We start from the raw sequence: 24,235 nt of genomic DNA on the forward strand, positions 1-24,235 counted from the left end.
TCCGCAAGTTTGTCAAGATTGCTAGTCCACTCCATCCAAATCGGGTAATGAGCCGTTCGAAACTGCTTTTCTGCGATTCAAAGGGAGACATTCAATGCCGACGAACAGGGCTGGATGCGGTCATCCACCGAAGCGATCTTTTCCACCGTCGCCCTGTTCAATAGGGGCGACGTGAAGATTCGACTATTTCGCGTCCGATCGTCTGATGATCTGTTCTATGTCCGATTCTTTGAAAATCATATATTGATATCTCGATCAGAAGGTAAAGTTTGAATGTTCAAGATACGTCATCGTACAGAAAAAGAAAATATTATTTTTTCGGGGGCATTTTCGGACGCAAAGACCGCGACATTGACGCCATTTGACAATATGCCGGATTATAAGACCATCAGTAAATTTTCGGAAAAGAAAATAAACAAGGTCAAACAAAATAAATTTTCCGGTGATGAGGAATTCATTAAATTATATAACAAATACATACCAAAGAACATTACGGTGGAAGAGCCTGAAATCAGGGTGAATCACATCTATGAGGCGATCCCCGTTCCTGCCAGCAATATCATCCTGAAGGGGGATGTCGCCGGCCATCATTCCTTTTTCGATCCTTCGGTCGACGTATGCATGGCCGAACGGTTCAACGATATCCTGATCGATCCGCGCAGCAAGAAAATGGCCTACCGCTTCAGCGGCCAGCCCGTGCGTATGTCGGAAGCCCTGTCTCTGCACGGGCAATGCGCCGGGAATTATGCGCATTTCCTGTGCGAAGTCCTGCCAAGGCTGTTGATCTTCGATAATGCGGGGATTTCCAAAAGCGCGCCGATCTTACTCGACGATGGCTGGCTGCATCCCAATCATATCAAGCTCGTGAAAATCTTCAATCGCGAGCGCCGGGAAATAATCCGTGTCGGCAGAAACCATCCCGCCTTTGTGCATCATCTTTTCGATGTATCGCCGACGGCCTATGCGCCGCCGGAGTATCGATGGTTCGTTGAGGGCAAGGAAATGCAGGCGACGCCGTCGGATGTGTACAGGTTCAGCAAGCCGGCGCTCGATCTGGTGAGAAATTTCGATCTCGATCGCAAGCTCATGGATTCCCCTTATGGCGAAAAGATATTCCTGAGCCGCAAGGTCAATGAGCATTCGACGGGAAGGGATCTCCCCAGCAAGGCGCATCTGGAGAAAATCGCCAGCCTCCACGGGTTCGAGGTCGTCAATACCAGCGAGATGGGGGTGCTGGAACAGATCGCCCTTTTCAGGGCCGCCAAGGTGGTCGTGGCGCCCATAGGTGCCTCAATGGCGAACCTCATCTTCACGCCGCCGGGATGCAAGATTATCTGCCTCTCCCCCATATATAAAAATGCCAATTATTATTATTTCTCAAAGCTGATGTCTGTCCTCGGCCACGATCTCACCTATATTGTGGGGCCGCAGATCGATGGCCCAAGCCACCATCCGTTCCATAAGAACTATCATATCGATTGCGACGATTTTTACGAGCAATTGGCGCAGCTTGCATAGAGTTGGCGCACTATTCAGGTTTAGGTTGTGCGGCGCGGGGCGGAGATGGCGCGGTCTCGCGCTTCCCGCACAGCCGATGACGATATGCCAATGACGATATGATTGCGCGATGCGACCTTTCCCGCGTCTTGTTCCAGGAACCTGTCCATGCCCGCACGCCCGACACGCCGCATTTGTCTTTTTGCAGGGCATGACAGCAAGGGCGTCGTTCACGATTATGTCGTTCATCTGATCGAAGGGCTGTCGCGTTTTTCGGACGTCCATTATTTCAGCGACAATGATCTTGCCGACGCCGAGCGGGAAAAGCTGGCCGGGATAGCTACTATTTGTGGCGGCCACCGCCATGGCCGCTATGATTTCGGATCATGGGCGAAGATGATCGAAAGGTTGGGCTGGGAGACGATAGGTGAGTTCGACGAGCTCATTCTGGCCAATGACAGTTGCTATGGCCCTTTTACGGACCTTGCGGCGATATGCGACGATATGGCTGCGTGCTCCTGCGACTTCTGGGGCATGACCGGCAGCCGCGAGATCGCCTTTCACATCCAGAGCTATTTCATTGTTTTCAAGCGAAGGGTGATTGCCGACCCGGATTTTCGGCAATTCTGGACTACTATAAGGCAGGAATCCCGATATGAGGACATCGTCGAAAAATATGAAATCGGTCTGTCCCGGTTGCTTGCCGGGAAGGGGTTCGTGCCCTCGACCCATTTGCGCTCGAAACTGAACGAAAATCTGACGATCTTTCCGCTGACCACCGTGCGCGATCGTGGCATGCCGTTCGTGAAGGTGAAATGCTTCAGGGATCCATATATCGGATCGCGCGAGAGGATTTCTCTCCTTTTCCGCTTCTTGCGGGAAAACCATGCTCCTGTCGCCCGGCTCATCGGGCGCCATCAGGAGGCAGGTTTCCTCTCCCGCGCCATCATCGACCAAAATCGGGAGCCGCCGGTCTATTTCAACCTTGGCTTCGTGCGGATGCGGTCGATCCGCGGCAGCCGGTTGAAGATAATCCTGTTCGACAAATGGCGAATCATCATTCGGTTGCCGCTGGCATGGATGAAGAAGCTGTCGCGATGGAGATGCCTTCATGTTCGTCTTTGAAGCGGTCGATCGTCCGGTCGCGCCTCTGCGTCGTTCCAGGGAAGGTCGCTGGCGCGACCGACGGCGCGCCTTGACCGCATTGGGCTTATCCCATATTCGGGCCCTCCGAAATAAGCGATGGAGCTGGCGTGCCCAACCCGATCAAGTTAATCAAGACCCGCCGCTTTTCCGATCCGCGCGGCTGGTTTCGGGAGAACTTCGTCGAAAATCGCTGGGCGGACCAACTGGAAGCCGATCTGCATTTCGTTCAGGATAATCAGAGCTATTCGGCCCGGCCCGGCACGTTGCGCGGCATCCATTTTCAGCTGCCGCCCCATGCGCAGGCGAAGCTGGTGTGGTGCCTGCGCGGCAGCATCTACGATGTGGCGGTCGATCTTCGATCGGGATCGCCTACCTACGGACACTATGTATCTGCCGAGCTTTCCGCCGAAAACGGCATGCAGCAGTTCATTCCGGTCGGTTTTGGCCATGGCTTCGTCACGCTGGAGCCGGACACCGAAGTCGCCTACAAGGTAAGCGACTATTATGCGCCGGAATGCGAAGCCGGCCTGCGGTGGGATTGCCCTGAACTCGGCATAGACTGGCCGCTTCCGTCGTCCGGTCCGTTACTGTCGTCCAAGGACGAAGCTTTGCCTGGCCTTGCCGGGTTCAGCAGCCCTTTTCCCTATGATGGCAACCCGCTCGTTGCCATTGGCGACTGAGCTTCATCGCAATCTGTTAGTCGGAGTTTGATCCCCATGCGCGTTCTGGTTACCGGAGGAGCAGGTTTCATCGGTTCCGCACTCGTTCGTCACCTGATCGGTCAGACGGGGCACGAAGTGCTGAACCTGGACAAGCTGACCTATGCCGGCGTCTTGACGTCTCTGGAGCCGGTCGAGAAGGACCCCCGATATCGTTTCGTCCAGGGCGATATCGCCGATGCGAACCTGGTCGGTCGGCTGCTGGCCGAATTCCAGCCGGACGTGATCGCCCATCTCGCCGCCGAGAGCCATGTCGACCGCTCGATCGACGGTCCCGATATGTTCATCCATACCAATATCGTCGGTACCTTCACCCTGTTGCAGCAGGCTCTCGATTATTGGAGCGCCTTGCCGGGCGAACGCAAGGCTCGCTTCCGGTTTCACCATATCTCGACGGACGAGGTGTATGGATCTCTGGGGCACGAGGGATATTTTACCGAGACCACGCCTTATGATCCGCGTTCCCCCTATTCGTCGTCGAAGGCGGCGTCGGACCATCTCGTCCGGGCATGGCATCATACTTACGGGCTGCCCGTGCTGGTCACCAACTGCTCCAACAATTACGGGCCTTATCACTTCCCCGAAAAGCTCATCCCGCTGATTATCATTCGTGCGCTCGCCGGGGAGGCGCTGCCGGTTTATGGCAACGGCAGCAACGTCCGGGACTGGCTGTTCGTGGAGGATCACGCCCGTGCGCTGACGACCGTGTTTGAAAGCGGCAGGTCGGGGGAAACATACAATATCGGCGGCAATTCGGAACGGCGGAATATAGACGTGGTGCAGACGATCTGCGCAACGCTGGACACGCTACGCCCGCGCGCGGACGGGGCCTCCTACGCCACGCAGATCGAGTTCGTCCCGGATCGGCCAGGCCATGATCAGCGCTATGCCATCGATGCCAGCAAGATCCGCGCCGAATTCGGCTGGGAACCGGCGGTTCGCTTCGAGGACGGCATCCACCAGACCGTGCGCTGGTATCTCGATCGGAAGGACTGGTGGCAGCCGATCCTCGATCGCAAATATGATACCGCCCGGCTCGGACGGAAAGCGGGCTGACATGCCAGATGCCCCGCGGCATCGGCGGATGCGATTTTCCGAGATCGTTAGGGAACCGGCAGGTTCGAACAAGGTGGAGAGTGTCAAGGCATGAAGGGTATCATCCTGGCGGGCGGTTCCGGCACGCGATTGCATCCCATGACAGCGGTGACGTCCAAGCAGCTAATGCCGATCTACGACAAGCCGATGATCTATTATCCGCTGTCGACGCTGATGCTGGCGGGCATTCGCGAAGTGCTCATCATCTCCACGCCGCGCGATCTTCCCTTGTTCGAGGCTTTGCTCGGCGACGGGGCGCAGTGGGGCATTGAAATCAGCTATGCATGCCAACCCAGTCCTGATGGCCTTGCGCAGGCCTATATCATCGGGGCGGATTTCGTGCACGGCGGCCCGTCGGCGTTGATCCTCGGCGATAATATTTTCTACGGAAACGCGATCACCGAGCGGCTCCTTAGCGCAATGTCCCGGCCTGTGGGTGCTTCAGTCTTCGCCTATCATGTGACCGACCCGGAACGATATGGCGTGGTCGAGTTCGATGCCGGGATGCACGCGGTTTCGATCGAGGAGAAACCGGCCGTTCCGCGCTCTCACTGGGCGGTGACGGGGCTGTATTTCTACGATGAGCAGGTGGTCGACATAGCCGCTAATCTGAAACCGTCGGCGCGTGGTGAACTGGAGATCACAGACGTCAACAAGGCCTATCTCGACCGGAACCAGTTGTCGGTGGAACTGCTGGGGCGCGGCTATGCCTGGCTCGACACCGGCACGCCCGACAGCCTGCTGGAGGCGGCCGAATTCGTCCGCACCCTGGAAAAGAGGCAGGGTTTCAAGATCGCATGCCCGGAAGAAATCGCCTATCGGCAGGGGTTCATCACAGCCGCCGATTTTGAACGGCTCGCCACCTTGCATGGCAAATCATCCTATGGCGATTATCTGCGCCAGGTCGCGGGCGAGTGAATGCCGGACCTCTGATAGAATAAGGGGTGCGCCGGCTTCAGGCCGTCATCAGCGAGCCGTGAAAATCGAGCGCCTGCTCGACGTCGGAAAAATGGTGCAGAATGCCATCGACCAGTACGCAGGCGCGCTGGCAATGGGCGCGAATATAGTTTTCGTCGTGGGAAACGATGATCAGCGCCCGGTCTCCGCGCCTTTCGAACAGTTCGACATGGCACTTGGTCTGAAAGCGGGCATCGCCCACGGCGGCCACTTCGTCGATGAGATAGCAGTCGAACTCGATCATCATCGAAATGGCGAAAGCGAGGCGCGCGCGCATGCCGGAAGAGTAAATCTTGACCGGCTCGCGCAGATAAGGTCCCAGTTCGGTGAACTCCTCGATGAAGCCGACCTTGTCGCTGAAATCGACGCCGTAGATGCGGCAAATAAAGCGCATATTGTCATAGCCGGTGAGAGCACCCTGGAACGCGCCGGTGAAGGCGAGCGGCCAGGATACGCGCATGCTGCGCTCGACAAGGCCGGATGAAGGTTGCTCGACACCGCTGACGAGGCGGATCATCGTCGATTTGCCCGCGCCATTCCGGCCGAGAATGCCGACTTTCTCACCGGGGGCGAGGGTAAAGTTCACGCCCCTCAATACCTCAACCGGTCCGCTTCGGGTCGGGTAGAATTTGTGGACGTCGTTGAGGACGATCATTCGACCACATACTCCCGGCTGATCTTCCGTTCGAACGCGAGCGCAAGCACGGTCAATATCATGCACACCAGGGCCATGAAGGACGGGTCATAATGCGTCGTGACCCGGCTGCCGAAGAAGCCGTCCCGGATCATTTCGGTTCCATGGACCATCGGAAGCCAGAGAATGACCTTCTGAAATTCCGGCGGCAGGGAATCGACCATGAATGCAGCGCCGGACATCGGGAACAGCAGATAAGCGGCGGGGTGCCAGATCTTTTCGACCATTTCCGATACTTCTGACCACGCCCCCAGCAGGATCGCCAGTGACGCGCCGAACCAGGCGGTGAGCAACCAGCCCCCCAGCACCTTGAAAACATCCTCCGGGAGCGGAATCCACTCGATCATGATGAAGATGATGCCCAGGATTACGAAGGAGATGGTCGCGCCCGCCGCTTCGAGCAGAAGGCGCGACAGGAAGATGTCCATGATCTTCACGTTGCGGTGGTACATCAGCACCGAATTCGGCGCGATGGCGGCAACGCAGCGGCCCGGCATGTTGCGCCAGAGCAGAACGGCGGAATAGCCGGTCAGCGCGAAGGCCGTAATCGGCAGGTCGGAGCCATGATGCATTCCGGCCAGCGTCCAGAGCGCGGTGACCCCCAGCGTGAACATCATCGGTTCCACGAACAGCCACAGGAAGCCGATATTGTGCCGCCCGTAGCGAGTCATGATCTCGCGCAGGATCAGCGCCCACAAGACATCGCACTGGATCCGGGCGGAAGAGCGGAATGTGAAACCTGAGGGCTGGTCCGACATCAGATCAATCCCGATGTTCGCGCACGCCGGCAAGCAGCATCGACAAAATGCCGAATGCGATCAGGCCCAGCACGAAGGTCGTCAGAATTCCGCGAATTCTCTTGGGCTCGACAGCGGTGTCGGGCAGGCTGGGCTGGGCGATCCGCTCGATATAGGCCTGCTGCTTGCGCGCCTCGCTGCGCGCGTCGGCGAGCGATGCGAACATCGCCGCCATCTGCTTGTCGGCAAACTGGCTCTCGAGGGAGAGCCGCTGATACTCCACGGCCACGTCGGACAGCGATTCCTTGCTGCCGGCAATCTCTTTGGTCCGGCGCTCTATTTCCCGCTGCAGCGATTGGACGGTGGTTTCCAGCACCGGTATCTGCGGATTGCTGGGCGTGAAATTGCGCAACTGGCTCAACTGGGTGTTGGTCGTAATCAACTGGTCCTGCAGCTTGGAAATCATCTGCATCTGGATCAGGGCCTGCCGCTCCGGGTCGATGATGCCCGACCGGTTGCGATACCGCGCAAGGGCCTGCGCGGCGGTCTGGGCTTTTTGCTTGGCCTCGGCAAGCTCCGCCTCGGCCACCCGGATCAGGTCGTTGCGGGCGCGCTGGTTAAGGCGGTTGACCGTCGCTTCGGTAAGCTGGAGCAGTTGCTCGTTGAGCCTGTGCGCATCCTCCTTCGTATAGGCGCGCACAGTAAGGGTGCTTATCGAGGATGTCGGGTCATAGTTGATGGCGATCTTTTTCAGGTAAAATTGGTAAAGATCCTCGAAAGAAGCGAAGAAACCGGTGGGGTTGAACCGGTCGACCGGGGAAATGAGGTTATGCGTATAGGCTTTCCTGAACTCTTCATTCCTGTTCAGCTGACGGAGGGCATCGCGCGACCGGACATAGGACTGGGCGGCATACATCTCGTCACTGCCATTAGAAAAGCCCGCGGTCTTGAGCAGGCTTCCGAAGGGAGAGCCGGATGGTTTATCCGGCCGGCGAACTACGAAGGCAGCTTCCGAAATATATATATCGGAAGCGATGAAGCCAAAATAAAGTATTGCAATCGCCGTTGGAGCAATGACTGTCGCAAGGAAGATTTTGTTGGCGTTTCTGATCTTTGCAAAAAGATTTTGCATTTTGAATTCGTCTTTCCCAAATCTTCCTGTTATATATCGTGGCGACATATTAACCTATGTTCTTGTGGAACGATACATGGGGCTATCAACGTCGCGAATCGTCATTAGCCGATCTTGCGGACGGATGCGAGGGGCGGGGCAAGGCGTTCGCGGACCTTGGCTCTTTGGTGCGCCTGGCCGAGGGCTTTTCCGGCATCAAAGCCTGCATGCGCGCGATGAAGCGACGCTCTTTCGCGCCGAATGAGGAGAGCCGCCCGAATGGAACCGATCCGCGCGCGGTTCATTGCGATGTGGAATTTGCAAGGCTCCGGGCTATATAGGGCCTCCTATCGCAGTCTTGCTCGAATTGTTGCAGTCGAAGGAGAAGGTTTTTGGCAATTGATACCAATGACGGGCAGACGCAGGCGCCGCTGAAGGTCGCGGTGATCGGGACCGGATTGATCGGCCGTAAGCATATCGGGCTGATTGCCGAAAACCCGAAGCTGGTGGTGGCCGCAACGGTCAACCCGAACGGCGCGCCGGCCGACATTGCGGCGCTCGGCATTCCCAATTTCTCCAGCTGCGAGGAGATGGTGCGGACGATAGAAATTGGCGGCGCGATCGTTGCCAGCCCGAACGAGACGCATGCGGATATCGCCGTGGAACTGATCCGCGCGGGCATTCCCGTTCTAGTCGAGAAGCCGATCGCGGGGACCGTCGAGCAGGGCCAGCGCATCATTGCTGCCGCGCAGGAGCATGACGTGCCCGTCCTGATGGGGCATCATCGCCGGTATAATCCGATATTGGCCGAAATGAAGGAGATCGCGCACAGCGATCGTCTTGGCGCGCTCGTCGGTTTCAGCGGCGTCTGGTCTGTCTACAAGCCGGATCCCTATTATGGCGCGGCTTGGCGAACGGGCGCAACGGGTGGGCCGATCATGATCAATCTCATTCATGAGATCGACTATCTGCAAGCCATGTTCGGCCGGATCGCTTCGGTTGGCGCGATGCAGGCGCCCAAGCGCCGCGTTCATTCCAGCGAGGAGGCGGTTGGCGTCCTGCTGCGTTTCGAGCAAGGGATTATCGGGACGGTCATATTGAGCGACAGCGCCGCTTCCCCATGGACCTGGGAACAGGCCACCGGCGAAAACGATCCCACTTTCCCTCAGAATCGGCAGAATCCCTATCGCTTCCTGTTCGAGCGCGGTGCGGTGGAGTTCCCAGGGCTGAAGATATGGAGCCAGCCCGAACCGGATTGGAGCGCCTTGTTCGAGATCGAGGACCGCAACCGGCTCGTCGAGCCGATGCGCGATGCTTTCGCGCGGCAGATCGACCATTTCCACGATGTCGCGCGAGGAACGGCGGCCCCGATAGTCACCGCACGCGACGGACTGGAAGCGCTGAACGCGGCTATCACCGTGCGGCAGGCCATTGCGGGCAACGGTTTTCTCGACGTTCCTCCGCTCGGCTGAAGGAAGGCAGGAAGGCGCATGAGGATAGAGGCAAAGTTGAAATTCCAACTTTGCCTCTGTTGAAATGGTCCTTGACATTAACGCGAAAACCAAGGAAATGCGCGCTATCGCGGGTGTAGCTCAATGGTAGAGCAGAAGCTTCCCAAGCTTACGACGAGGGTTCGATTCCCTTCACCCGCTCCAGCCTTTACCGGCGTCGTCGCGCGGTCCTGTCGTCGGCCGGGAACGCTTTGACAGGGAATATGGCCATCGCCCGTCCCGATCGTATCGCTCGCACATAGATGCCGTCTCCTCTTCTTCTCGATGTGAGCCGCCTGATATGGCGGACCTGGCGCGGGCAGTTGCCGACCGGGATCGATCGTGCCTGCCTCGCCTATGTCAGCCATTATCGCGCTCGCGCCCACGCTGTCGTGCAGCGGGGCGGCTTCACCAGGATTCTCGATGACGAGGCGTCGGCCGCGCTGTTCTCTCTGCTGCTGGAGCCGCCGCGGGATTTCCGTTTCCGGCTCGTTCGACTGGCGATGGGGCAGATGGTGGCGTCGGACAATCACACCGGTCGGCAGACGGATGGGCTGATCTATCTCAATGTCGGGCATACCGGGCTGGATCGTGCCGGGCATCGGGCGTGGGTCAGGCGCACCGGCGTTCGCGCGCTTTATTATCTGCACGATCTCATCCCGATCACCCATCCGCAATATGCGCGCGAGGGCGAAGCCGAAAAGCATGCCGTTCGCATGGAGACGATGCTGTCCTGCGGCGCGGGAATCGTGGCCAACAGCCGGGACAGCCTCGCCGCGCTGGCGGACTTTGCGGCGCAAAGGGGCATGGTGTTGCCGCCCGCACTGTGCGTTCCGCTGGGCGTGGAGCCCTTTGCCATTACGCGGGAGCCTGGGCCGCCGCCGTTTGAGGGACCCTATTTCATTACCGTGGGGACGCTGGAGGGGCGCAAGAATCACAAGACCCTTCTGGCCGTCTGGCGCCGGTTGGTCGCGTGGATGGGAGAGGGCAGCCCGAAGCTGGTGATCGTTGGGCAAAGGGGCTGGGCCGCCGACGACCTGTTTCGGATGCTGGATGAGGATGAAACGCTGCGGCCGCATGTGATCGAACTGGGTCGATGCGGCGATAGCGAGCTGCTGGCCTGCCTTTCTCACGCGCGCGCGCTGCTTTTCCCCAGCTTCGTCGAAGGGCAGGGGCTGCCGCTGACCGAGGCGCTGGCCATGGGCACGCCGGTTATCGCCAGTGCCCTCGACGTGTTTCGCGAGACGGCCGGGGACATACCCGATTATCTCGATCCGCAGGACGAGGAAGGCTGGCTGCGCGCCGTGCTCGATTACAGCGCCGCCGACAGCCCGCGCCGGGCGCGACAGGTCGAGCGCATGGCCGGTTTCGCGCCGCCGGATTGGCCGGGGCACTTCCTGCGGATCGACGCCTGGTTGGAGGAAATGGCTGGTTCAGGCCGATAAATGGGCCTTTATCAGGAGCTTCGCCTTCCTTCCCTGCCGTCGGAGGAAGCCCGACCGTAATTTGCTGAGGTCGCCCGTTCGTTCCAGTAAATCGCGCGTTTGCGCGAGTTTGCGCATGACCTGCTCGCAATCGGAAACGCGGCCGGTTTCCGGCGACCAATATAGCGGGTAGCGGATCAGGGTTCCGGCGACGATCTGGTCGAGGGAAAGGACGCGCCGCCGCCGCGCGAGCGCCGCCGTCCGTTCGGCCCGGTCCTCTGTCAGCCCCCAGCCCACATAGAAGGGCTGGCCATAGGTCACCACCCGTTTCCCGCGTAACAATGCGTCGAATCCGGCGAGCGACGTCATGCAATGCAGCTCGTCGCACGCCTCTATGCAGCTGATGACGGAGAGATCGGTTTCGATATGGTCCGCCCATTGCCGCGCGTCGGCCAAGGTCATTCGGCCGTTGCGATTGCCCGACATCACGTCCGGGTGCGGCTTGTAGATAATGTAGGCGTCGGGATCGCCTTCACGCGCGGCCCGGAGCAATCCATGGTTGGTCCGCACGTCCGAGCACCCGAACCGTATCGAGGCGTCGTCTTCCACCTGGCCTGTCACCAGCACTACCTTGCGCCCCTGCGTGGCCCAATCCGGTTGCTGCCTCGGTTCCAGATTATATTTGGTCAGTCCGTGCTCGACGATGAACGCGCGGACCGCCCTTGCGCGCTCCAGTTCCTCCTCCGAAAAGTCCGCGGTCGCGAGGATGGTTTCCAGATCGGACGGCTGGCGCGGGTCGAAATAGATGCCGGTGCGGTCCAGCACCAGCGACAGGGGCGGGATGAGGTCCGATCCCAATCCTACCGAGCGGAGGAAGCCGTCCTCGATGCGGATGGTCATCGCGCCGCTCGTCCCGGCCAGTTCGGCAACGCCCTCTGGCGGCTCGCAACTCCACCAGCCGATCGCGTCGGCCGGGGTGGGGGCGAGGCGCCGCGCCGCCTTCGCATGTGGCACGAAGATCAACTCGTCGGCCTGAGAGCGCAGGATCGGCGCCAGATTATATTGCTTCCACCGTCGGAAGCCGACGCAGATCAGCCGCCGTGGGCGAGGGGCGGTCATGCCGCCGGGTCGAAGGCGGGGCCGTCGATGCGCAGCCGGTGCAGCGCCAGCAACTGCGCCATCAGCGCCTCGGCCTTGTCGAGCGGCCAGGCATTGGGCCCGTCGGACAGCGCCTTGTCGGGATCGGGGTGGGTTTCCATGAACACGCCCGACACCCCCGCCGCGACCGCCGCGCGCGCGAGCAGCGGCACATGCCGCCGCTCACCGCCGGAGCGGTCGCCAAGGCCGCCGGGCAATTGCACCGAATGGGTCGCGTCGAACACCACGGGCCGTCCGGTTTCCGCCATGATCGCAAGGCCGCGCATGTCGACGACCAGATTATTATAGCCGAAGCTGGTGCCGCGCTCGCAAACCGTCACGCAATCGGCCGACAGCCCCGCGCGCTCCGCCGCCGCCGCCGCCTTGGCGACGACCTGCCGCATGTCGGCGGGGGCCATGAACTGCGCCTTCTTGATGTTGACGGGCTTGCCGCTCGCCGCCGCCGCCTCGATCAGGTCGGTCTGCCGCGCGAGGAAGGCCGGGGTCTGGAGCATGTCCACCACATCGGCCGCCGCGCGCGCCTGTTCGGGGCTGTGGATGTCGGTCAGCACCGGCAGGCCGGTTTCCGCGCGCACCTTCTCCAATATGCGCAGCCCTTCGTCCAGGCCGGGGCCGCGAAAGGAGGCGCCGGAGCTGCGGTTCGCCTTGTCGAAGCTGCTCTTGTAGAGCAGCAGCACGCCCAGCCGCTCGGCGATGCCGCGCAGCGTCTCCGCCGTCGACAGGGCGAGCGCCTCCGATTCGATCGCGCACGGCCCCGAAATGAAGAAAAGCTGTTCGTCAGGCCCGATTTTTCGCCCCGCCAGATGCATGTTCGTTCCTCTTATGGGATGGACCGCGCCTTGAGGATCGCTTCGATCGGGGCCGTGTCGGTAGGGTTGTTGAGCTCGATCACGTCCCATTCCGGCGGATCGGCGGCGAGGACATGGACCGGGATGCGCTTGACGAGGAAGCGCAGCTGCTCCAGCCCCTCGATCCGCTCCAGATCCGTTTCCGGCGCGGCGAGATAGGCGGCCAGCGCTTCGCGGCGATAGGCGTAGAGGCCCAGATGCAGCAGCACCGGGGGATCGCTCTCCAACTCGCTGCCCGGAGGGATATGAGGCAGCACGCGCTTGGAGAAATAGAGCGCATTGCCCCGCGCGTCGAGCACCACGGTGGTGCCGCCGACCCGCCCCTCGGCCTGATCGGCGATCAGGTGCCGGTAGGCGCTGGGCGAGCAGCGGACGGCGACGGTCGCGACCCGGCAATCGGGGTTGGCCTGCATGTGCGCGATCAGGCGCTCGACCAGATCGGGGGGCGTCAGCAGCCCGTCGCCCTGAAAATTGACGATGATGTCGGTTTCCGGCGGCAACGCGGGCAGGGCGGCCGCGATCCTTTCCGTGCCGTTGCGGCAGGAGGCGGGCGTCATGACGACGCCGCCGCCGAAGCCCCGCACGGCCTGCGCGATGCGATCGTCGTCCGTGGCGACATGGATGCTCGTCGCGCCGCGCACGCGCGACGCGCCTTCATGGCTGCGCCGGATCAGCGGCTTGGCGATGCCGGTGGCGCCGACGAGCGGGGCCAGCGGCTTTCCGGGGAAACGGCTGGACTGGTAACGCGCGGGAATGACGATGGCGGCGGTCATGCGACACCGGCGCGCAACAGGTCGTGGATGTGCAATATGCCCACCGGGCATCCGGCGATATCCACGACCGGCAGCGCGGAAATCTTCCGCTGGTTCATCAGGGCGAGCGCCTTCACGGCGAGCAGGTCGGGCTGGATGACGGTCGGCCCGGTGGTTGCAACCTGCCCGGCGGTGCGCTCCATCAGGCTCGTCATGTTGCGCCGCAGGTCGCCGTCGGTGATGACGCCGGTGAGGCGGCCGTTGCCGTCGACCACGATCGCGATGCCGAAGCCCTTGGAGGACATGGTGAGCAGCACCTCGCTCATCGGCGTTTCCGGGCGGACGAGAGGCAGTTCGTTGCGCCGGTGCATCAGCTCATCGACGCGGGCCATCTGCGCGCCCAATTGGCCGCCGGGGTGGAAATCCCTGAAATCCTCCGGCGCGAAGCCGCGCGCCTCCATCAGCGCGATGGCCAGCGCGTCGCCCAGCGCGATCATCATCGTGGTGGAGGTGGTCGGCGCCATGCCGTTGGGGCAGGCTTCCGGTATGGCGGGCAGCGCCAGCCGGTAGTCGGCGCTGCGCATGATCGTGCTGTGCGGGCGGCTCGATATCGCGATCAGCGGGATCGAAAAGCGCCGCGTATAGGCGAGGATATCCCTTAACTCCGCCGTCTCGCCGGAATTGGAGAGGAGGAGGCACACATCGTCCGGGGTGATCGTGCCCATGTCGCCATGGCTCGCCTCGGCCGCGTGCACGAAATGGGACGGCGTGCCCGTGGAGGCGAGCGTCGCCGATATCTTCCGCCCGATATGGCCGGACTTGCCGATGCCTGAAACGATGACGCGCCCTCTGGCCGTCAGGATGGTTTCCACCGCATATTCGAGGTCGGGGGGAATGTGCCGGGTCAGGATATCGAGCGCCTGGGCCTCGGCAAGCAGTACCTGTCGCGCGGAGGCCATTGCGGAGGCTTCGGGTCTTGGTGCCGCTTTCGTCATTTTTTCGGGGTCTAAGGGATATGGCGTGCCTGTTCAAGAGGCCGCGTTCACCGCTTTCCCCGCAGCCGCGAAAAGAGCGGCACGATGAGCGCGATGGCGCCGCCGATGACCAGGCCCGCAACGGCGGAAAGGGCCGCGCTGGCGAGCCAGCCGAACAGCCCGGCGCTGGCGGCGGAAACCGCATGGGCGGCCGCCTCGATCTGGTGCCCCGGAAAGGGCACGCCCAGCGTTTCGAGGCCGTGCACGATGATGCCGCCGCCCACCCACAGCATCGCCACCGTGCCGATGACGGTCAGCGCCGCCAATATCTTCGGCATCGCATGGACGAGCAGCTTGCCCAGCGGCCGCACGGCGGGGCTGCCTTCCTCGTAGAGGTGGAGGCCGATATCGTCCATCTTCACGATCAGCGCGACGACGCCATAGACGCCTGCGGTGATCAGCAGGCTCACCGCCACGAGGATGACGGCCTGCTCCCACAGCGGCGTCGCCGCCACGGTCGCCAGCGCGATCGCCATGATCTCCGCCGACAGGATGAGGTCGGTCCGCACCGCGCCCGAAATGGTCGCCTGCTCGATATGGGCCGGGTCGGCAGGGGCGGGTGCGGCCTCCGCCTCGCCATGGCCATCACCGTGGGGCAGCCATTTGCCCAATATCTTTTCCGCGCCCTCAAAGCAGAGATAGGCCCCGCCCAGCATCAGCAGCGGCGTCAGCGCCCAGGGCGCGAAGGCGCTCAGCAGCAGCGCGGCGGGCAGCAGGAAGATCAGCTTGTTGCGGACGGACCCCAGCGCGATCCGCCCGATGATCGGCAGTTCCCGCTCCGGTTTCAGGCCGGTCACATAGCGCGGGGTGACGGCCGCGTCGTCGATCACCACGCCCGCCGCCTTGGCGCTGGCCTTGGCCGCGGCGGCGCTCACATCGTCGATGGAGGCGGCGGCGAGTTTTGCCAGCGCGGCGATATCGTCGAGCAGGGCAAGCAGGCCAACGGACATGGAGGGAACGCCTTTCGCAATTGCAACAGGGGCAGACTTGGCGGACGAAACCGGCGCCGTCAACCAATCCCATGGGGAAGGGCCGATCCCATGGAAAGGAAGGCGACGCCGGGCCTTCCGCGCGCCTTCGCCATCGGCTAGGCTTGATGAAAGCAAAAGGGCCTGCTCGATGTTTCGTTCCCTGTTACCTCTTTCCCTTGCCGGAGTATTGTTGATGACCACCGCCGCCGCGGCCAAGGATAGCCCTTCGTCCCCAGCGGAATCCGCGCCGCGGAAGCTGACGCTCGAACGCATCTATGCCAGCCCCGACCTTTCGGGGGTGCAGCCCCGCGCGCTCAGGATCTCGCCCGACGGCAAGCTGGTCACGCTGCTGCGCAACCGGGCGAAGGACAGGGACCGGTTCGACCTCTGGGCGATCGACACGGCCAGCGGCAAGGAATGGATGCTGGTCGATTCGCTGAAGCTGGGCAGCGGGGCGGAGCTTTCCGAGGCGGAGAAGATGCAGCGGGAACGCGCCCGCATCGGCGGCACGCGCGGCATCGTCGCCTATGACTGGGCGGCGGACGGGCGGCATATCCTCGTGCCGATCGACGGCGACCTCTATCTGGCCGATGTCGCGGGCAAGGCGACGCGCCTTACCGCCACGCCGGAGACGGAGCTGAACCCCGCCGTCAGCCCGCGCGGCGGCTATGCCTCGTTCGTGCGCGGGGGCAACCTCTTCGTCACCGATCTGGCGAACCGCGCCGAGCGGCAGCTGACCGAGGGCGCCGGCGACACGATCAGCTGGGGCGTCGCGGAATTCGTCGCGCAGGAGGAGATGGACCGGACCGCCGGCTACTGGTGGTCGCCCGACGATCGGCTGATCGCGGTGGAGCGGGTCGACGAGAGCGGCGTCGGCATCGTCAACCGCGCGGCGATCGGCGCGGAGGGGACGAAAATCTATCCGCAGCGCTACCCGGCGGCGGGCACGCCCAATGCGGCGGTGGAACTCTATATCCTCGATCCCGCCGGCAAGGCGCGGGTGAAGGTCGATCTGGGCGGCAACCCGGATATCTATCTCGCCCGCGTCAACTGGTCGCAGGACGGCAAGACGCTTTATGTGCAGCGCCAGAGCCGCGACCAGAAGCGGCTCGACCTGCTGGCGGTGGATCCGGCGACCGGCGCGTCGAAGGTGATCCTGACCGAAACGGCAAAGACCTGGATCAACCTCAGCAACGCCTTCCGCGCGCTCAATGACGGCAGCTTCCTCTGGTGGTCGGAACGGAGCGGCCATGGGCATCTCTACCGGGTGAAGGGCGGCAAGTGGACGCCGCTGACCCAGGGCGAGTGGGAGGTGAAGGACGTGATCGGCGTCGACGAGAAGCGCGGCACCGTCACCTTCACCGGCAATCGCGAAACGCCGCTGGAGCAGCATCTCTACAGCGCGCCCCTGGCGGGCGGGGGAGAGGTGCGGCTGCTCAGCGAGAAGGGCTGGTGGAATGCGGGGGTGATGGACGGGGCGGGCAGCCGCATCATCATCTCCCGCTCCAGCAGCGATCAGCCGGTGCAGATCTATCTCGCCGACCGGGACGGCAAGCGGCTGCGCTGGCTTTCCGAGAACCGGGTCGAGGGCGACCATCCCTATGCGCCCTACAGGGCTGCGCATGCGGTGACGCGGTTCGGCACCATCACGGCCGATGACGGCACGACGCTCTACACCAAGATGCTGACGCCGCCGCTGGAGCCGGGCAGGCGCTATCCGGTGTTCATGATCCATTATGGCGGCCCCGGCGGCGGGCGGCAGGTGACGAACCAATGGACAGGGCCGTTGCAGCATTATCTGGTGCAGCAGGGCTGGATCGTGTTCGCGGTCGATAACCGTGGCACGCCCGATCGCGGCAAGGCATTCGAGGATCCCATCCATCACGCGATGGGCACGGTCGAGGTGGCGGACCAGCTGGCGGGCGTCGAATGGCTGAAGCGTCAGCCCTTCGTCGATCCGAAACGGATCGCGACCTATGGCTGGTCCTATGGCGGCTATATGACGCTCAAGCTGCTGGAAAAGGCGCCGGGCGTGTTCGCGGCCGGGATTGCGGGCGCTCCGGTGACGAAATGGGAACTGTACGACACCCATTATACCGAGCGCTATCTGGGCGACCCGAAGGCGAAGAACAGCGCCTATCCCGCCGCCAATGCGCTGGCCGAGGCGAAGACCATCGCCGATCCGCTGCTCCTCATCCACGGCATGGCCGACGACAATGTGGTGCTGGAGCATTCCACCGCGTTCATGAGCGCGATGCAGGGCCTCGGCAAGCCGTTCGACCTGATGCTCTATCCGGGGCAGACGCACCGCTTCGCGGGCGAGGGGCCGAATGTCCACAGCTGGCGGATGATCGAGCAGTTCCTTGCCCGCACCGGCATCGCGCCGGAAGCCGACAAGGGCGAGTGAAACGCGCCGAAAGGCGGGATCGGGCGGTATGGGTCAATATTGCTGACCTATACTGTCCGACAGGGTGCGATTCCGCTTTCAGTTTGCCCGCTTTTGCGGTATCGGCGCCCTCGCTACTCATAGCCAGACCATGATGGAGTTTTGAATTGGGCTATCGCGTCGTCGTCGTCGGTGCCACCGGTAATGTGGGCCGTGAAATGCTGAACATCCTTGCCGAGCGGGAATTCCCCGCCGATGAGATCGCGGCCGTCGCTTCGCCGCGCTCGACCGGCATGGAAATCGAATATGGCGAGACGGGCAAGAAACTCAAAGTCAAAAACATCGAGCATTTCGACTTTGCGGGCTGGGATATTGCGCTGTTCGCGGCCGGTTCCGGCCCGACCAGGGAATATGCGCCCAAGGCGGCCGCCGCTGGCTGCGTCGTCATCGACAACAGCTCGCTGTTCCGCATGGATCCGGACGTGCCGCTGATCGTGCCCGAAGTGAACCCGGACGCGATCGACGATTACAAGAAGAAGAACATCATCGCCAATCCCAATTGCTCGACCGCGCAGATGGTCGTCGCGCTCAAGCCCCTGCACGACGCGGCGAAGATCAAGCGTGTCGTCGTCTCGACCTATCAGTCGGTGTCGGGCGCGGGCAAGGCGGGCATGGACGAGCTGTTCGAACAGTCGCGCAACATCTTCGTCGGCGATCCGGCCGAGCCGAAGAAGTTCACCAAGCAGATCGCGTTCAACGTGATCCCGCACATCGACGTCTTCCTGGACGATGGCTACACCAAGGAAGAATGGAAGATGGTGGTCGAGACCAAGAAGATCCTCGACCCGGCGATCAAGCTGACCGCGACCTGCGTGCGCGTGCCGGTGTTCGTCGGCCATTCGGAAGCGCTCAACATCGAGTTCGAGAATGAAATCTCGGCCAAGCAGGCGCAGGATATCCTGCGCGAGGCGCCGGGCGTGATGCTCGTCGACAAGCGCGAGGACGGCGGCTACGTCACGCCGGTCGAATGCGTGGGCGACAGCGCGACCTATATCAGCCGCGTGCGCGAGGATGCGACGGTGGACAACGGCCTCGTCCTCTGGTGCGTCAGCGACAATCTGCGGAAGGGCGCGGCGCTCAACGCGGTGCAGATCGCGGAGCTGCTGGGGCGCCGTCACCTGAAGAAGGGCTGACCGGCGCGTCATGGGCGCGGGCGGGGACCGGCGGCATCTGCCGCTCGCCCAGCGCGCGATGATCGTCATTGTGCTGATCGCGGTGGGGTTGGCCAATATCGGCCAGCCCTATCCGCATCTGGCGCCGCTCCAGCATGTTCCGACGCTGGCGATCCTGTTCGCCGCGCCCTGGGCGATCAGGCGCTGGCGGCTTTCGACGGCGAGCGTCGTTTCCATCGGCCTGTTCCTGCTCGCCCATACGCTGGGCGGCCGCTATATCTATTCCTATGTCCCCTATGATCATTGGTCGCGGGCGTTGGCGGGGCAGGGGCTGTCCGACCGTTTCGGCTGGACCCGCAACCAGTATGACCGGCTGGTGCATTTCCTCTTCGGCCTGCTCTGGACCTTGCCGGTGCGGCAGGCGCTGATGCGGCGGCACGGGCTGACGCCGGGGCTGGGCTTGTGGGCGGGTTTCGCCTTCGTCGGCTCGGTCAGCGCCTTTTACGAGATTTTCGAATGGCTGCTCACCCTCGTCGCGGCGGGCGATACGGCCGACTATTATAACGGCCAGCAAGGCGATATGTGGGACGCGCAGAAGGACATGGCGCTCGCGCAGGGCGGCAGCTTCGTCGCTATCCTCTGGGCATGGTGGCGGCGGATCTGATAGAGCGATTTCGAAGCAGGTGGAAACAGCTGCTGACTCGGAAATCGCGGAAAACAAGGATTATCCAGCCTCGGCCCGGTTCAGATTGAACCGGGCCGAGGCTGGAGGGCCGGTCGGCCTTGCCCGGACGGGCGATGAAACGAGGATGATATGACGGACGTTCGCACCTACACCCTTCCCGGCTTCGACGGCGCGGCGCTGGCCGTGCATGAGGTGGGGGACGAGGGTGGGCGGCCCTTCTTCCTGATGCACGGCCTGTTTTCGAGCGCGCAGGTCAACTGGATCAAATATGGCCATGCCACGACGCTGGCGCAGGGCGGCTATCGCGTCATCATGCCCGACTTCCGCGCCCATGGTCTGTCGGCGGCACCGCATGACCCGGCCGCCTACCCGGATTTCGTGCTGGTGAGGGATATGCTCGCGCTGATCGACCGGCTGGGGCTGGAGGATTTCGACCTCGGCGGCTTCTCGCTCGGCGCGCGCACCACGGCGGGGCTGCTGATCGAGGGCGTGCGCCCGCGCAAGGCGGTGCTGGCGGGCATGGGGCTGGCCGGCCTCGACCGCTGGTCCGGCCGCAGCCGCTTCTACCTCGACGCCATCGCGATGCGCGGGACGGTGACGCGCGACGACCCGCATTTCATGGCGGTGATGTTCATGAAGACGATGAAGGTCGATCCGGTCGCGGCCAAGCTGCTGCTGGAATCGAGCGCGGATCTGGACGTGGATGCGCTGCTGCGGCTCGACCTGCCGGTCGGCGTGGTCTGCGGCGATGAGGATCAGGACAACGGCTCGGCCGTCGAACTGACCGAAGCCCTTGCCAATGCGCGCTATTACGAGGTGCCCGGCACGCATATGAGCTGCATCGCCAGGCCGGAACTGGGGCAGGCGGTGCGGGATTTTCTGGACGCGTGAATTTCCCGGAAGATTGACCTTTCGGGCCCTGCGGGTGCAGATTGCGGGCCTTGTCGGGTACGAAAGGGTTATCATGAAACATCTCTGCTCGCGGGCCGCGCTGGCGGTTGCGCTCGTTTCGCTATCGGCGCCGTCTCTTGCGCGGGACACCGCCCCTGCCGCTCCCACCGCCCCCACCGCTGCGCAGGCCGAGGCCTTTTTGAAGGAGGCCGAGGACACGCTGACCAGGGAGGCGCTCGACGCCAGCCGTATCGCCTGGGTCAACGCCACCTACATCACCGAGGATACGGACGCGCTCGCGGCGGCCAGCGGCGCGCGCACGACCGAACTGGGCGTGCGCTATGCGCTGGAGGCGGCGCGATATGCGCAGGCGCCCGGCCTTTCGGCGGAAACCCGGCGAAAGCTCGACATGCTGCGCGCCGGGCTGACGCTGGCCGCGCCCACCACGCCGGGCAGCGCCGCGGAGCTGAGCACCATCTCGACCGATCTCCAGTCCCGCTATGGCAAGGGCAAGGGCACGCTGCGCGGCCAGCCGATCAACGGCTCCGACATCGAGGAGGCGATGGGGACGGAGCGCGACCCGGCTCTCCTGCAGGAGATGTGGACGAGCTGGAACGACAATGTCGGCGCGCCGATGCGGCAGGATTATGCGCGCATGGTCGACATCGCCAATCAGGGCGCGCGGGAACTGGGCTTTGCCGATACCGGCGCGATGTGGCGATCCAAATATGACATGTCCGCCGACGAGTTCGCGACGATGATGGACCGCCTGTGGGGCGAGGTGAAGCCGCTCTACGACGCGCTGCATTGCTATGCGCGGGGCAAGCTCAGCGAAAAATATGGCGAGGCGGTGCAGCCCGCCAAGGGGCCGATCCGCGCCGACCTGCTCGGCAATATGTGGGCGCAGAGCTGGGGCAATATCTACGATATCGTCGCGCCGCAGGGGGCGGGCGATCTCGGCTACGACATTGGCGACCAGCTGAAGGCGCGGGGCGATGATCCCGTGAAGATGGTGAAGATCGGCGAGGGCTTCTACAGCTCGCTGGGCCTCAAGCCGCTGCCGCAGACCTTCTGGGACCGCTCGCAGATCGTCAAGCCGCGCGACCGCGAGGTGGTGTGCCATGCCTCGGCCTGGGATATCGATGCGAAGGACGATATCCGCATCAAGATGTGCACCAAGGTGAACAGCGAGGATTTCGTCACCATCCACCACGAACTGGGGCATAATTATTACCAGCGCGCCTATCAGGGGCAGAGCTATCTGCACCGCGACGGCGCCAATGACGGCTTCCACGAGGCGATCGGCGATTTCGTCGCGCTGTCGATCACGCCCGACTATCTGGTGAAGATCGGCCTGCTGGGCGCGGACAAGGTGCCGCCCGCCGACAAGGATATCGGCCTGCTGCTGCGGCAGGCGATGGACAAGGTGGCGTTCCTGCCCTTCGGCCTGCTGGTCGACAAATGGCGCTGGGGCGTGTTCGACGGCTCCATCGCGCCGACCGGCTATCAGAAGGCGTGGGACGATCTGCGCCTGCGCTATCAGGGCATCGTGCCGCCGGTCGCGCGGGACGAGAGCCGCTTCGACGCGGGCGGCAAATATCATATCCCCGGCAACACGCCCTATGCGCGCTATTTCCTGGCGCATCTGCTGCAATTCCAGTTCTATGAGGCCGCGTGCAAGGATGTGGGCTGGAAGGGGCCGCTGCACCGCTGCTCCTTCTATGGCTCGCCCAAGGTCGGCGCGAAGCTGAACGCGATGCTGGAAATGGGCGCGTCCCGCCCGTGGCAGGAGGCGCTGCAGCAGTTCACCGGATCGCGCGAGATCAGCGGGAAATCGATCAACCGCTATTTCGCGCCGCTCAAGACATGGCTGGACGGGCAGAACAAGGGGAAGATGTGCGGGTGGTGATCGAGAAGGCTGCTATTCCGCCCAGCCGCGCCTGCGAAGCAGGATTTTCTGCGCTTCGGTGCTCACGAACCTGAAGTTCGCTGCGCTCCGATGCTCGAAAATCGCACCTCTCGGCTCCATCTGGATGGAATATCGATCCTTCTCGAAGCTCATCCCTGAGAGATATAAAAAGCCGGAGGGCGCGGGGCTCTCCGGCTTGTTCGTATTGGCGGGGAATCCCGTCAGATCTGGCCCAGCATATGCTCCGCGCTCGACAGCTTGAAATCGCCGGGGGCCTCGACGTTCAGTTCCTCGATCACGCCGTCCTTCACCAGCATGGAGAAGCGCTGGCCGCGCGTGCCCATGCCGAATTTGCTGCCGTCCATTTCGAGGCCCAGCGCCTTCACGAAATCGCCATTGCCGTCGGCCAGCATCGCGACCTTGCCGTCGGCCCCGGCGGATTTGCCCCAGGCGCCCATGACGAAGGCGTCGTTGACGGCGGTGCAGGCGATGGCGTCCACGCCCTTGGCCTTCAGTGCGTCGGCCTTTTCGACATAGCCGGGCAGGTGCTTGGCCGAGCAGGTCGGGGTGAAGGCGCCCGGCACCGAGAACAGCGCCACGGTGCGGCCGGCGAAAAATTCGTTGCTGTTGACCGGCTCCGGGCCGTTTTCGCCCATTGTGACGAAAGTGGTTTCGGGCAGCTTGTCGCCCTTGGCTATGGTCATGACTAATCTCCTCAGCTTGTATCCGATGGGCCTTTCAAGTGGAGCATGGGGCGGACAAGTCAAGGGGCGATGCGTCGAAAGCGAAGGCGTTTCCGGGTCCATCGATGGCGAAAGCGGTTGCCCGCGGGCATGCCGGGGGCTTAGAATGCGGGCATGGAGCAGGACCGCACCGATGCGAATGGCAGCCCCCGTTTCTATGCGGGGCGCATGCTGCTGGCGATGCCCGGCATGGAGGACTCGAATTTCGACCATGCCGCGATCGCGATGTGCGTGCATGACGAGCAGGGCGCGCTCGGCCTCGATATCGCGCGGCAGGTGGAGGGCATTTCGCTCGCCGACCTGATGCGCGGCCTCGGCATAGAGGCGGAAGGGCTGGACGAGGTGCCGGTGATGTATGGCGGCCCGGTCGATCCGCAGCGCGGTTTCGTGCTGCACAGCACCGACTGGGGCGGGCAGGATTCGGTGGCGGTGGCGGAGGACTGGGCGCTGTCCGGCTCGCTCGACGTGCTGAAGGCGATTGCCGAAGGGCGGGGGCCGCGCCGCTATATCGTCGCGCTGGGCTATTCCGGCTGGGGCGCGGGCCAGCTCGAATATGAGATGACCCGCCATGGCTGGTTCCTCGGCGCGGCCATTCCCGCCGTGCTGGACACGGTGGAGCCGGAGCGGCGCTGGAGCCATTGCTTCGCCGCCTGCGGCATCGACAGCCGCTTGCTGGCGGGCAAGGCGGGGCTCGCCTGAACGCGGCGGGCGGAGGGCTTTGCGCGGCCGGGTGGGCCTTCCACTTAAAGGAAGCTTTATATTGCCTTGCCAGGCAGCGCGCCGATTGCTAAGCGGCAGGCAATCGCCGCGCTGCCC

Annotated in this window: 22 protein-coding genes and 1 tRNA gene; 14 read left to right on the top strand and 9 right to left on the bottom strand. The window is 62.8% G+C overall.

What is annotated here, in order from left to right:
* The first annotated feature begins 273 nt into the window (after positions 1-273).
* The 5 genes from GGR43_RS09750 to rfbA all read left to right on the top strand — a co-directional run bounded on the left by GGR43_RS09750 (position 274) and on the right by rfbA (position 5,375).
* Positions 274-1,518 (top strand): glycosyltransferase family 61 protein, encoded by a 1,245-nt coding sequence (locus tag GGR43_RS09750; protein WP_188071798.1) that lies wholly within the window; start codon positions 274-276, stop codon positions 1,516-1,518.
* A 147-nt stretch (positions 1,519-1,665) separates the two neighbouring features.
* Complete coding sequence (locus GGR43_RS09755; protein WP_188071799.1) at positions 1,666-2,622, top strand: rhamnan synthesis F family protein; 957 nt, start codon at positions 1,666-1,668, stop codon at positions 2,620-2,622.
* A gap of 128 nt (positions 2,623-2,750) precedes the next feature.
* Positions 2,751-3,323 carry a dTDP-4-dehydrorhamnose 3,5-epimerase gene (gene rfbC, locus GGR43_RS09760; protein WP_188071800.1) on the top strand — a complete coding sequence of 191 codons (573 nt, stop codon included), beginning with the start codon at positions 2,751-2,753 and terminating at the stop codon, positions 3,321-3,323.
* A gap of 36 nt (positions 3,324-3,359) precedes the next feature.
* A complete protein-coding gene (rfbB, locus tag GGR43_RS09765; protein ID WP_188071954.1) occupies positions 3,360-4,418 on the top strand; it encodes a dTDP-glucose 4,6-dehydratase in 1,059 nt (352 codons plus the stop codon).
* A gap of 90 nt (positions 4,419-4,508) precedes the next feature.
* Entirely contained in the window at positions 4,509-5,375 is an 867-nt protein-coding gene (gene rfbA, locus GGR43_RS09770) for a glucose-1-phosphate thymidylyltransferase RfbA (protein ID WP_188071801.1), read from the top strand.
* Positions 5,376-5,412: 37 nt separating this feature from the next.
* Here the strand turns inward: rfbA and GGR43_RS09775 are convergent, their stop codons facing one another.
* From GGR43_RS09775 to GGR43_RS09785, 3 genes are read right to left on the bottom strand one after another with little or no spacing between them, the layout of a single operon-like run.
* A complete protein-coding gene (locus tag GGR43_RS09775) occupies positions 5,413-6,069 on the bottom strand; it encodes an ABC transporter ATP-binding protein (protein WP_188071802.1) in 657 nt (218 codons plus the stop codon).
* The gene (locus tag GGR43_RS09780) at positions 6,066-6,866 is read right to left on the bottom strand and encodes an ABC transporter permease (protein WP_188071803.1); all 801 of its coding nucleotides are present in this window, start codon (positions 6,864-6,866) and stop codon (positions 6,066-6,068) included. Before GGR43_RS09780 ends, GGR43_RS09775 begins: the two co-directional genes overlap by 4 nt.
* 4 nt (positions 6,867-6,870) lie before the next feature.
* Positions 6,871-7,977, bottom strand: coding sequence for a KpsE/RkpR family capsule polysaccharide export protein (locus tag GGR43_RS09785; protein ID WP_188071804.1), 1,107 nt, complete (start codon positions 7,975-7,977; stop codon positions 6,871-6,873).
* 371 nt (positions 7,978-8,348) lie between these two features.
* On the opposite strand from GGR43_RS09785, the gene GGR43_RS09790 reads away from it, so the two are divergent.
* From GGR43_RS09790 to GGR43_RS09800, 3 genes are all read left to right on the top strand, one after another.
* Positions 8,349-9,428, top strand: coding sequence for a Gfo/Idh/MocA family protein (locus GGR43_RS09790; protein ID WP_188071805.1), 1,080 nt, complete (start codon positions 8,349-8,351; stop codon positions 9,426-9,428).
* A 109-nt stretch (positions 9,429-9,537) separates the two neighbouring features.
* Positions 9,538-9,611, top strand: a tRNA-Gly gene (locus tag GGR43_RS09795).
* A 158-nt stretch (positions 9,612-9,769) separates the two neighbouring features.
* Positions 9,770-10,891: a glycosyltransferase family 4 protein gene (locus GGR43_RS09800; protein WP_246343499.1), complete on the top strand. Its 1,122-nt coding sequence runs from the start codon at positions 9,770-9,772 to the stop codon at positions 10,889-10,891.
* Here GGR43_RS09800 and GGR43_RS09805 read toward each other — a convergent pair.
* From GGR43_RS09805 to GGR43_RS09825, 5 genes are all read right to left on the bottom strand, one after another.
* Positions 10,880-11,989 (bottom strand): capsular polysaccharide export protein, LipB/KpsS family, encoded by a 1,110-nt coding sequence (locus GGR43_RS09805; protein WP_188071807.1) that lies wholly within the window; start codon positions 11,987-11,989, stop codon positions 10,880-10,882. The genes GGR43_RS09800 and GGR43_RS09805 overlap by 12 nt on opposite strands.
* Complete coding sequence (kdsA, locus tag GGR43_RS09810) at positions 11,986-12,837, bottom strand: 3-deoxy-8-phosphooctulonate synthase (RefSeq protein ID WP_188071808.1); 852 nt, start codon at positions 12,835-12,837, stop codon at positions 11,986-11,988. The genes GGR43_RS09805 and kdsA overlap by 4 nt, the downstream gene beginning before the upstream one ends.
* An 11-nt stretch (positions 12,838-12,848) precedes the next feature.
* A complete protein-coding gene (locus tag GGR43_RS09815) occupies positions 12,849-13,649 on the bottom strand; it encodes a 3-deoxy-manno-octulosonate cytidylyltransferase (protein WP_188071809.1) in 801 nt (266 codons plus the stop codon).
* A complete protein-coding gene (locus tag GGR43_RS09820) occupies positions 13,646-14,587 on the bottom strand; it encodes a KpsF/GutQ family sugar-phosphate isomerase (RefSeq protein ID WP_223177385.1) in 942 nt (313 codons plus the stop codon). Before GGR43_RS09820 ends, GGR43_RS09815 begins: the two co-directional genes overlap by 4 nt.
* A gap of 83 nt (positions 14,588-14,670) precedes the next feature.
* On the bottom strand, positions 14,671-15,612 hold the full coding sequence (locus GGR43_RS09825) for a DUF808 domain-containing protein (RefSeq protein WP_188071811.1): 942 nt from the start codon (positions 15,610-15,612) through the stop codon (positions 14,671-14,673).
* Between the two features lie 214 nt (positions 15,613-15,826).
* Here GGR43_RS09825 and GGR43_RS09830 point away from each other — a divergent pair, with 214 nt between their 5' ends.
* The 5 genes from GGR43_RS09830 (at position 15,827) to GGR43_RS09850 (ending at position 22,676) form a co-directional block, all read left to right on the top strand.
* Entirely contained in the window at positions 15,827-18,040 is a 2,214-nt protein-coding gene (locus GGR43_RS09830) for a S9 family peptidase (RefSeq protein ID WP_246343501.1), read from the top strand.
* A 146-nt stretch (positions 18,041-18,186) separates the two neighbouring features.
* Entirely contained in the window at positions 18,187-19,212 is a 1,026-nt protein-coding gene (locus GGR43_RS09835) for an aspartate-semialdehyde dehydrogenase (protein ID WP_188071813.1), read from the top strand.
* A gap of 10 nt (positions 19,213-19,222) precedes the next feature.
* Positions 19,223-19,855, top strand: a complete 633-nt coding sequence (locus GGR43_RS09840; RefSeq protein WP_246343502.1) for a DUF2238 domain-containing protein — start codon at positions 19,223-19,225, stop codon at positions 19,853-19,855.
* 150 nt (positions 19,856-20,005) lie between these two features.
* Positions 20,006-20,767, top strand: coding sequence for an alpha/beta fold hydrolase (locus GGR43_RS09845; protein WP_188071814.1), 762 nt, complete (start codon positions 20,006-20,008; stop codon positions 20,765-20,767).
* A gap of 73 nt (positions 20,768-20,840) precedes the next feature.
* A complete protein-coding gene (locus GGR43_RS09850; protein WP_188071815.1) occupies positions 20,841-22,676 on the top strand; it encodes a M2 family metallopeptidase in 1,836 nt (611 codons plus the stop codon).
* A gap of 221 nt (positions 22,677-22,897) precedes the next feature.
* Here GGR43_RS09850 and GGR43_RS09855 read toward each other — a convergent pair whose 3' ends face one another.
* The gene (locus tag GGR43_RS09855; protein ID WP_188071816.1) at positions 22,898-23,380 is read right to left on the bottom strand and encodes a peroxiredoxin; all 483 of its coding nucleotides are present in this window, start codon (positions 23,378-23,380) and stop codon (positions 22,898-22,900) included.
* A gap of 153 nt (positions 23,381-23,533) precedes the next feature.
* Here GGR43_RS09855 and GGR43_RS09860 point away from each other — a divergent pair, with 153 nt between their 5' ends.
* Positions 23,534-24,118 carry a YqgE/AlgH family protein gene (locus tag GGR43_RS09860; protein ID WP_188071817.1) on the top strand — a complete coding sequence of 195 codons (585 nt, stop codon included), beginning with the start codon at positions 23,534-23,536 and terminating at the stop codon, positions 24,116-24,118.
* Positions 24,119-24,235 lie beyond the last annotated feature (117 nt).

The sequence above is a fragment of the Sphingobium jiangsuense genome (assembly GCF_014196495.1).
Lineage (GTDB): Bacteria > Pseudomonadota > Alphaproteobacteria > Sphingomonadales > Sphingomonadaceae > Sphingobium > Sphingobium jiangsuense.

Excerpts from the sequence above, each read along its gene's own strand:
- GGR43_RS09750 (WP_188071798.1), top strand. The coding sequence starts at position 274 with ATGTTCAAGATACGTCATCGTACAGAAAAAGAAAATATTATTTTTTCG.
- GGR43_RS09755 (WP_188071799.1), top strand. The coding sequence starts at position 1,666 with ATGCCCGCACGCCCGACACGCCGCATTTGTCTTTTTGCAGGGCATGAC.
- rfbB (WP_188071954.1), top strand. The coding sequence starts at position 3,360 with ATGCGCGTTCTGGTTACCGGAGGAGCAGGTTTCATCGGTTCCGCACTC.
- rfbA (WP_188071801.1), top strand. The coding sequence starts at position 4,509 with ATGAAGGGTATCATCCTGGCGGGCGGTTCCGGCACGCGATTGCATCCC.
- GGR43_RS09775 (WP_188071802.1), bottom strand. The coding sequence starts at position 6,069 with ATGATCGTCCTCAACGACGTCCACAAATTCTACCCGACCCGAAGCGGA.
- GGR43_RS09780 (WP_188071803.1), bottom strand. The coding sequence starts at position 6,866 with ATGTCGGACCAGCCCTCAGGTTTCACATTCCGCTCTTCCGCCCGGATC.
- GGR43_RS09785 (WP_188071804.1), bottom strand. The coding sequence starts at position 7,977 with ATGCAAAATCTTTTTGCAAAGATCAGAAACGCCAACAAAATCTTCCTT.
- GGR43_RS09805 (WP_188071807.1), bottom strand. The coding sequence starts at position 11,989 with ATGACCGCCCCTCGCCCACGGCGGCTGATCTGCGTCGGCTTCCGACGG.
- kdsA (WP_188071808.1), bottom strand. The coding sequence starts at position 12,837 with ATGCATCTGGCGGGGCGAAAAATCGGGCCTGACGAACAGCTTTTCTTC.
- GGR43_RS09815 (WP_188071809.1), bottom strand. The coding sequence starts at position 13,649 with ATGACCGCCGCCATCGTCATTCCCGCGCGTTACCAGTCCAGCCGTTTC.
- GGR43_RS09820 (WP_223177385.1), bottom strand. The coding sequence starts at position 14,587 with ATGGCCTCCGCGCGACAGGTACTGCTTGCCGAGGCCCAGGCGCTCGAT.
- GGR43_RS09825 (WP_188071811.1), bottom strand. The coding sequence starts at position 15,612 with ATGTCCGTTGGCCTGCTTGCCCTGCTCGACGATATCGCCGCGCTGGCA.
- GGR43_RS09830 (WP_246343501.1), top strand. The coding sequence starts at position 15,827 with ATGACCACCGCCGCCGCGGCCAAGGATAGCCCTTCGTCCCCAGCGGAA.
- GGR43_RS09840 (WP_246343502.1), top strand. The coding sequence starts at position 19,223 with ATGGGCGCGGGCGGGGACCGGCGGCATCTGCCGCTCGCCCAGCGCGCG.
- GGR43_RS09845 (WP_188071814.1), top strand. The coding sequence starts at position 20,006 with ATGACGGACGTTCGCACCTACACCCTTCCCGGCTTCGACGGCGCGGCG.
- GGR43_RS09850 (WP_188071815.1), top strand. The coding sequence starts at position 20,841 with ATGAAACATCTCTGCTCGCGGGCCGCGCTGGCGGTTGCGCTCGTTTCG.
- GGR43_RS09855 (WP_188071816.1), bottom strand. The coding sequence starts at position 23,380 with ATGACCATAGCCAAGGGCGACAAGCTGCCCGAAACCACTTTCGTCACA.
- GGR43_RS09860 (WP_188071817.1), top strand. The coding sequence starts at position 23,534 with ATGGAGCAGGACCGCACCGATGCGAATGGCAGCCCCCGTTTCTATGCG.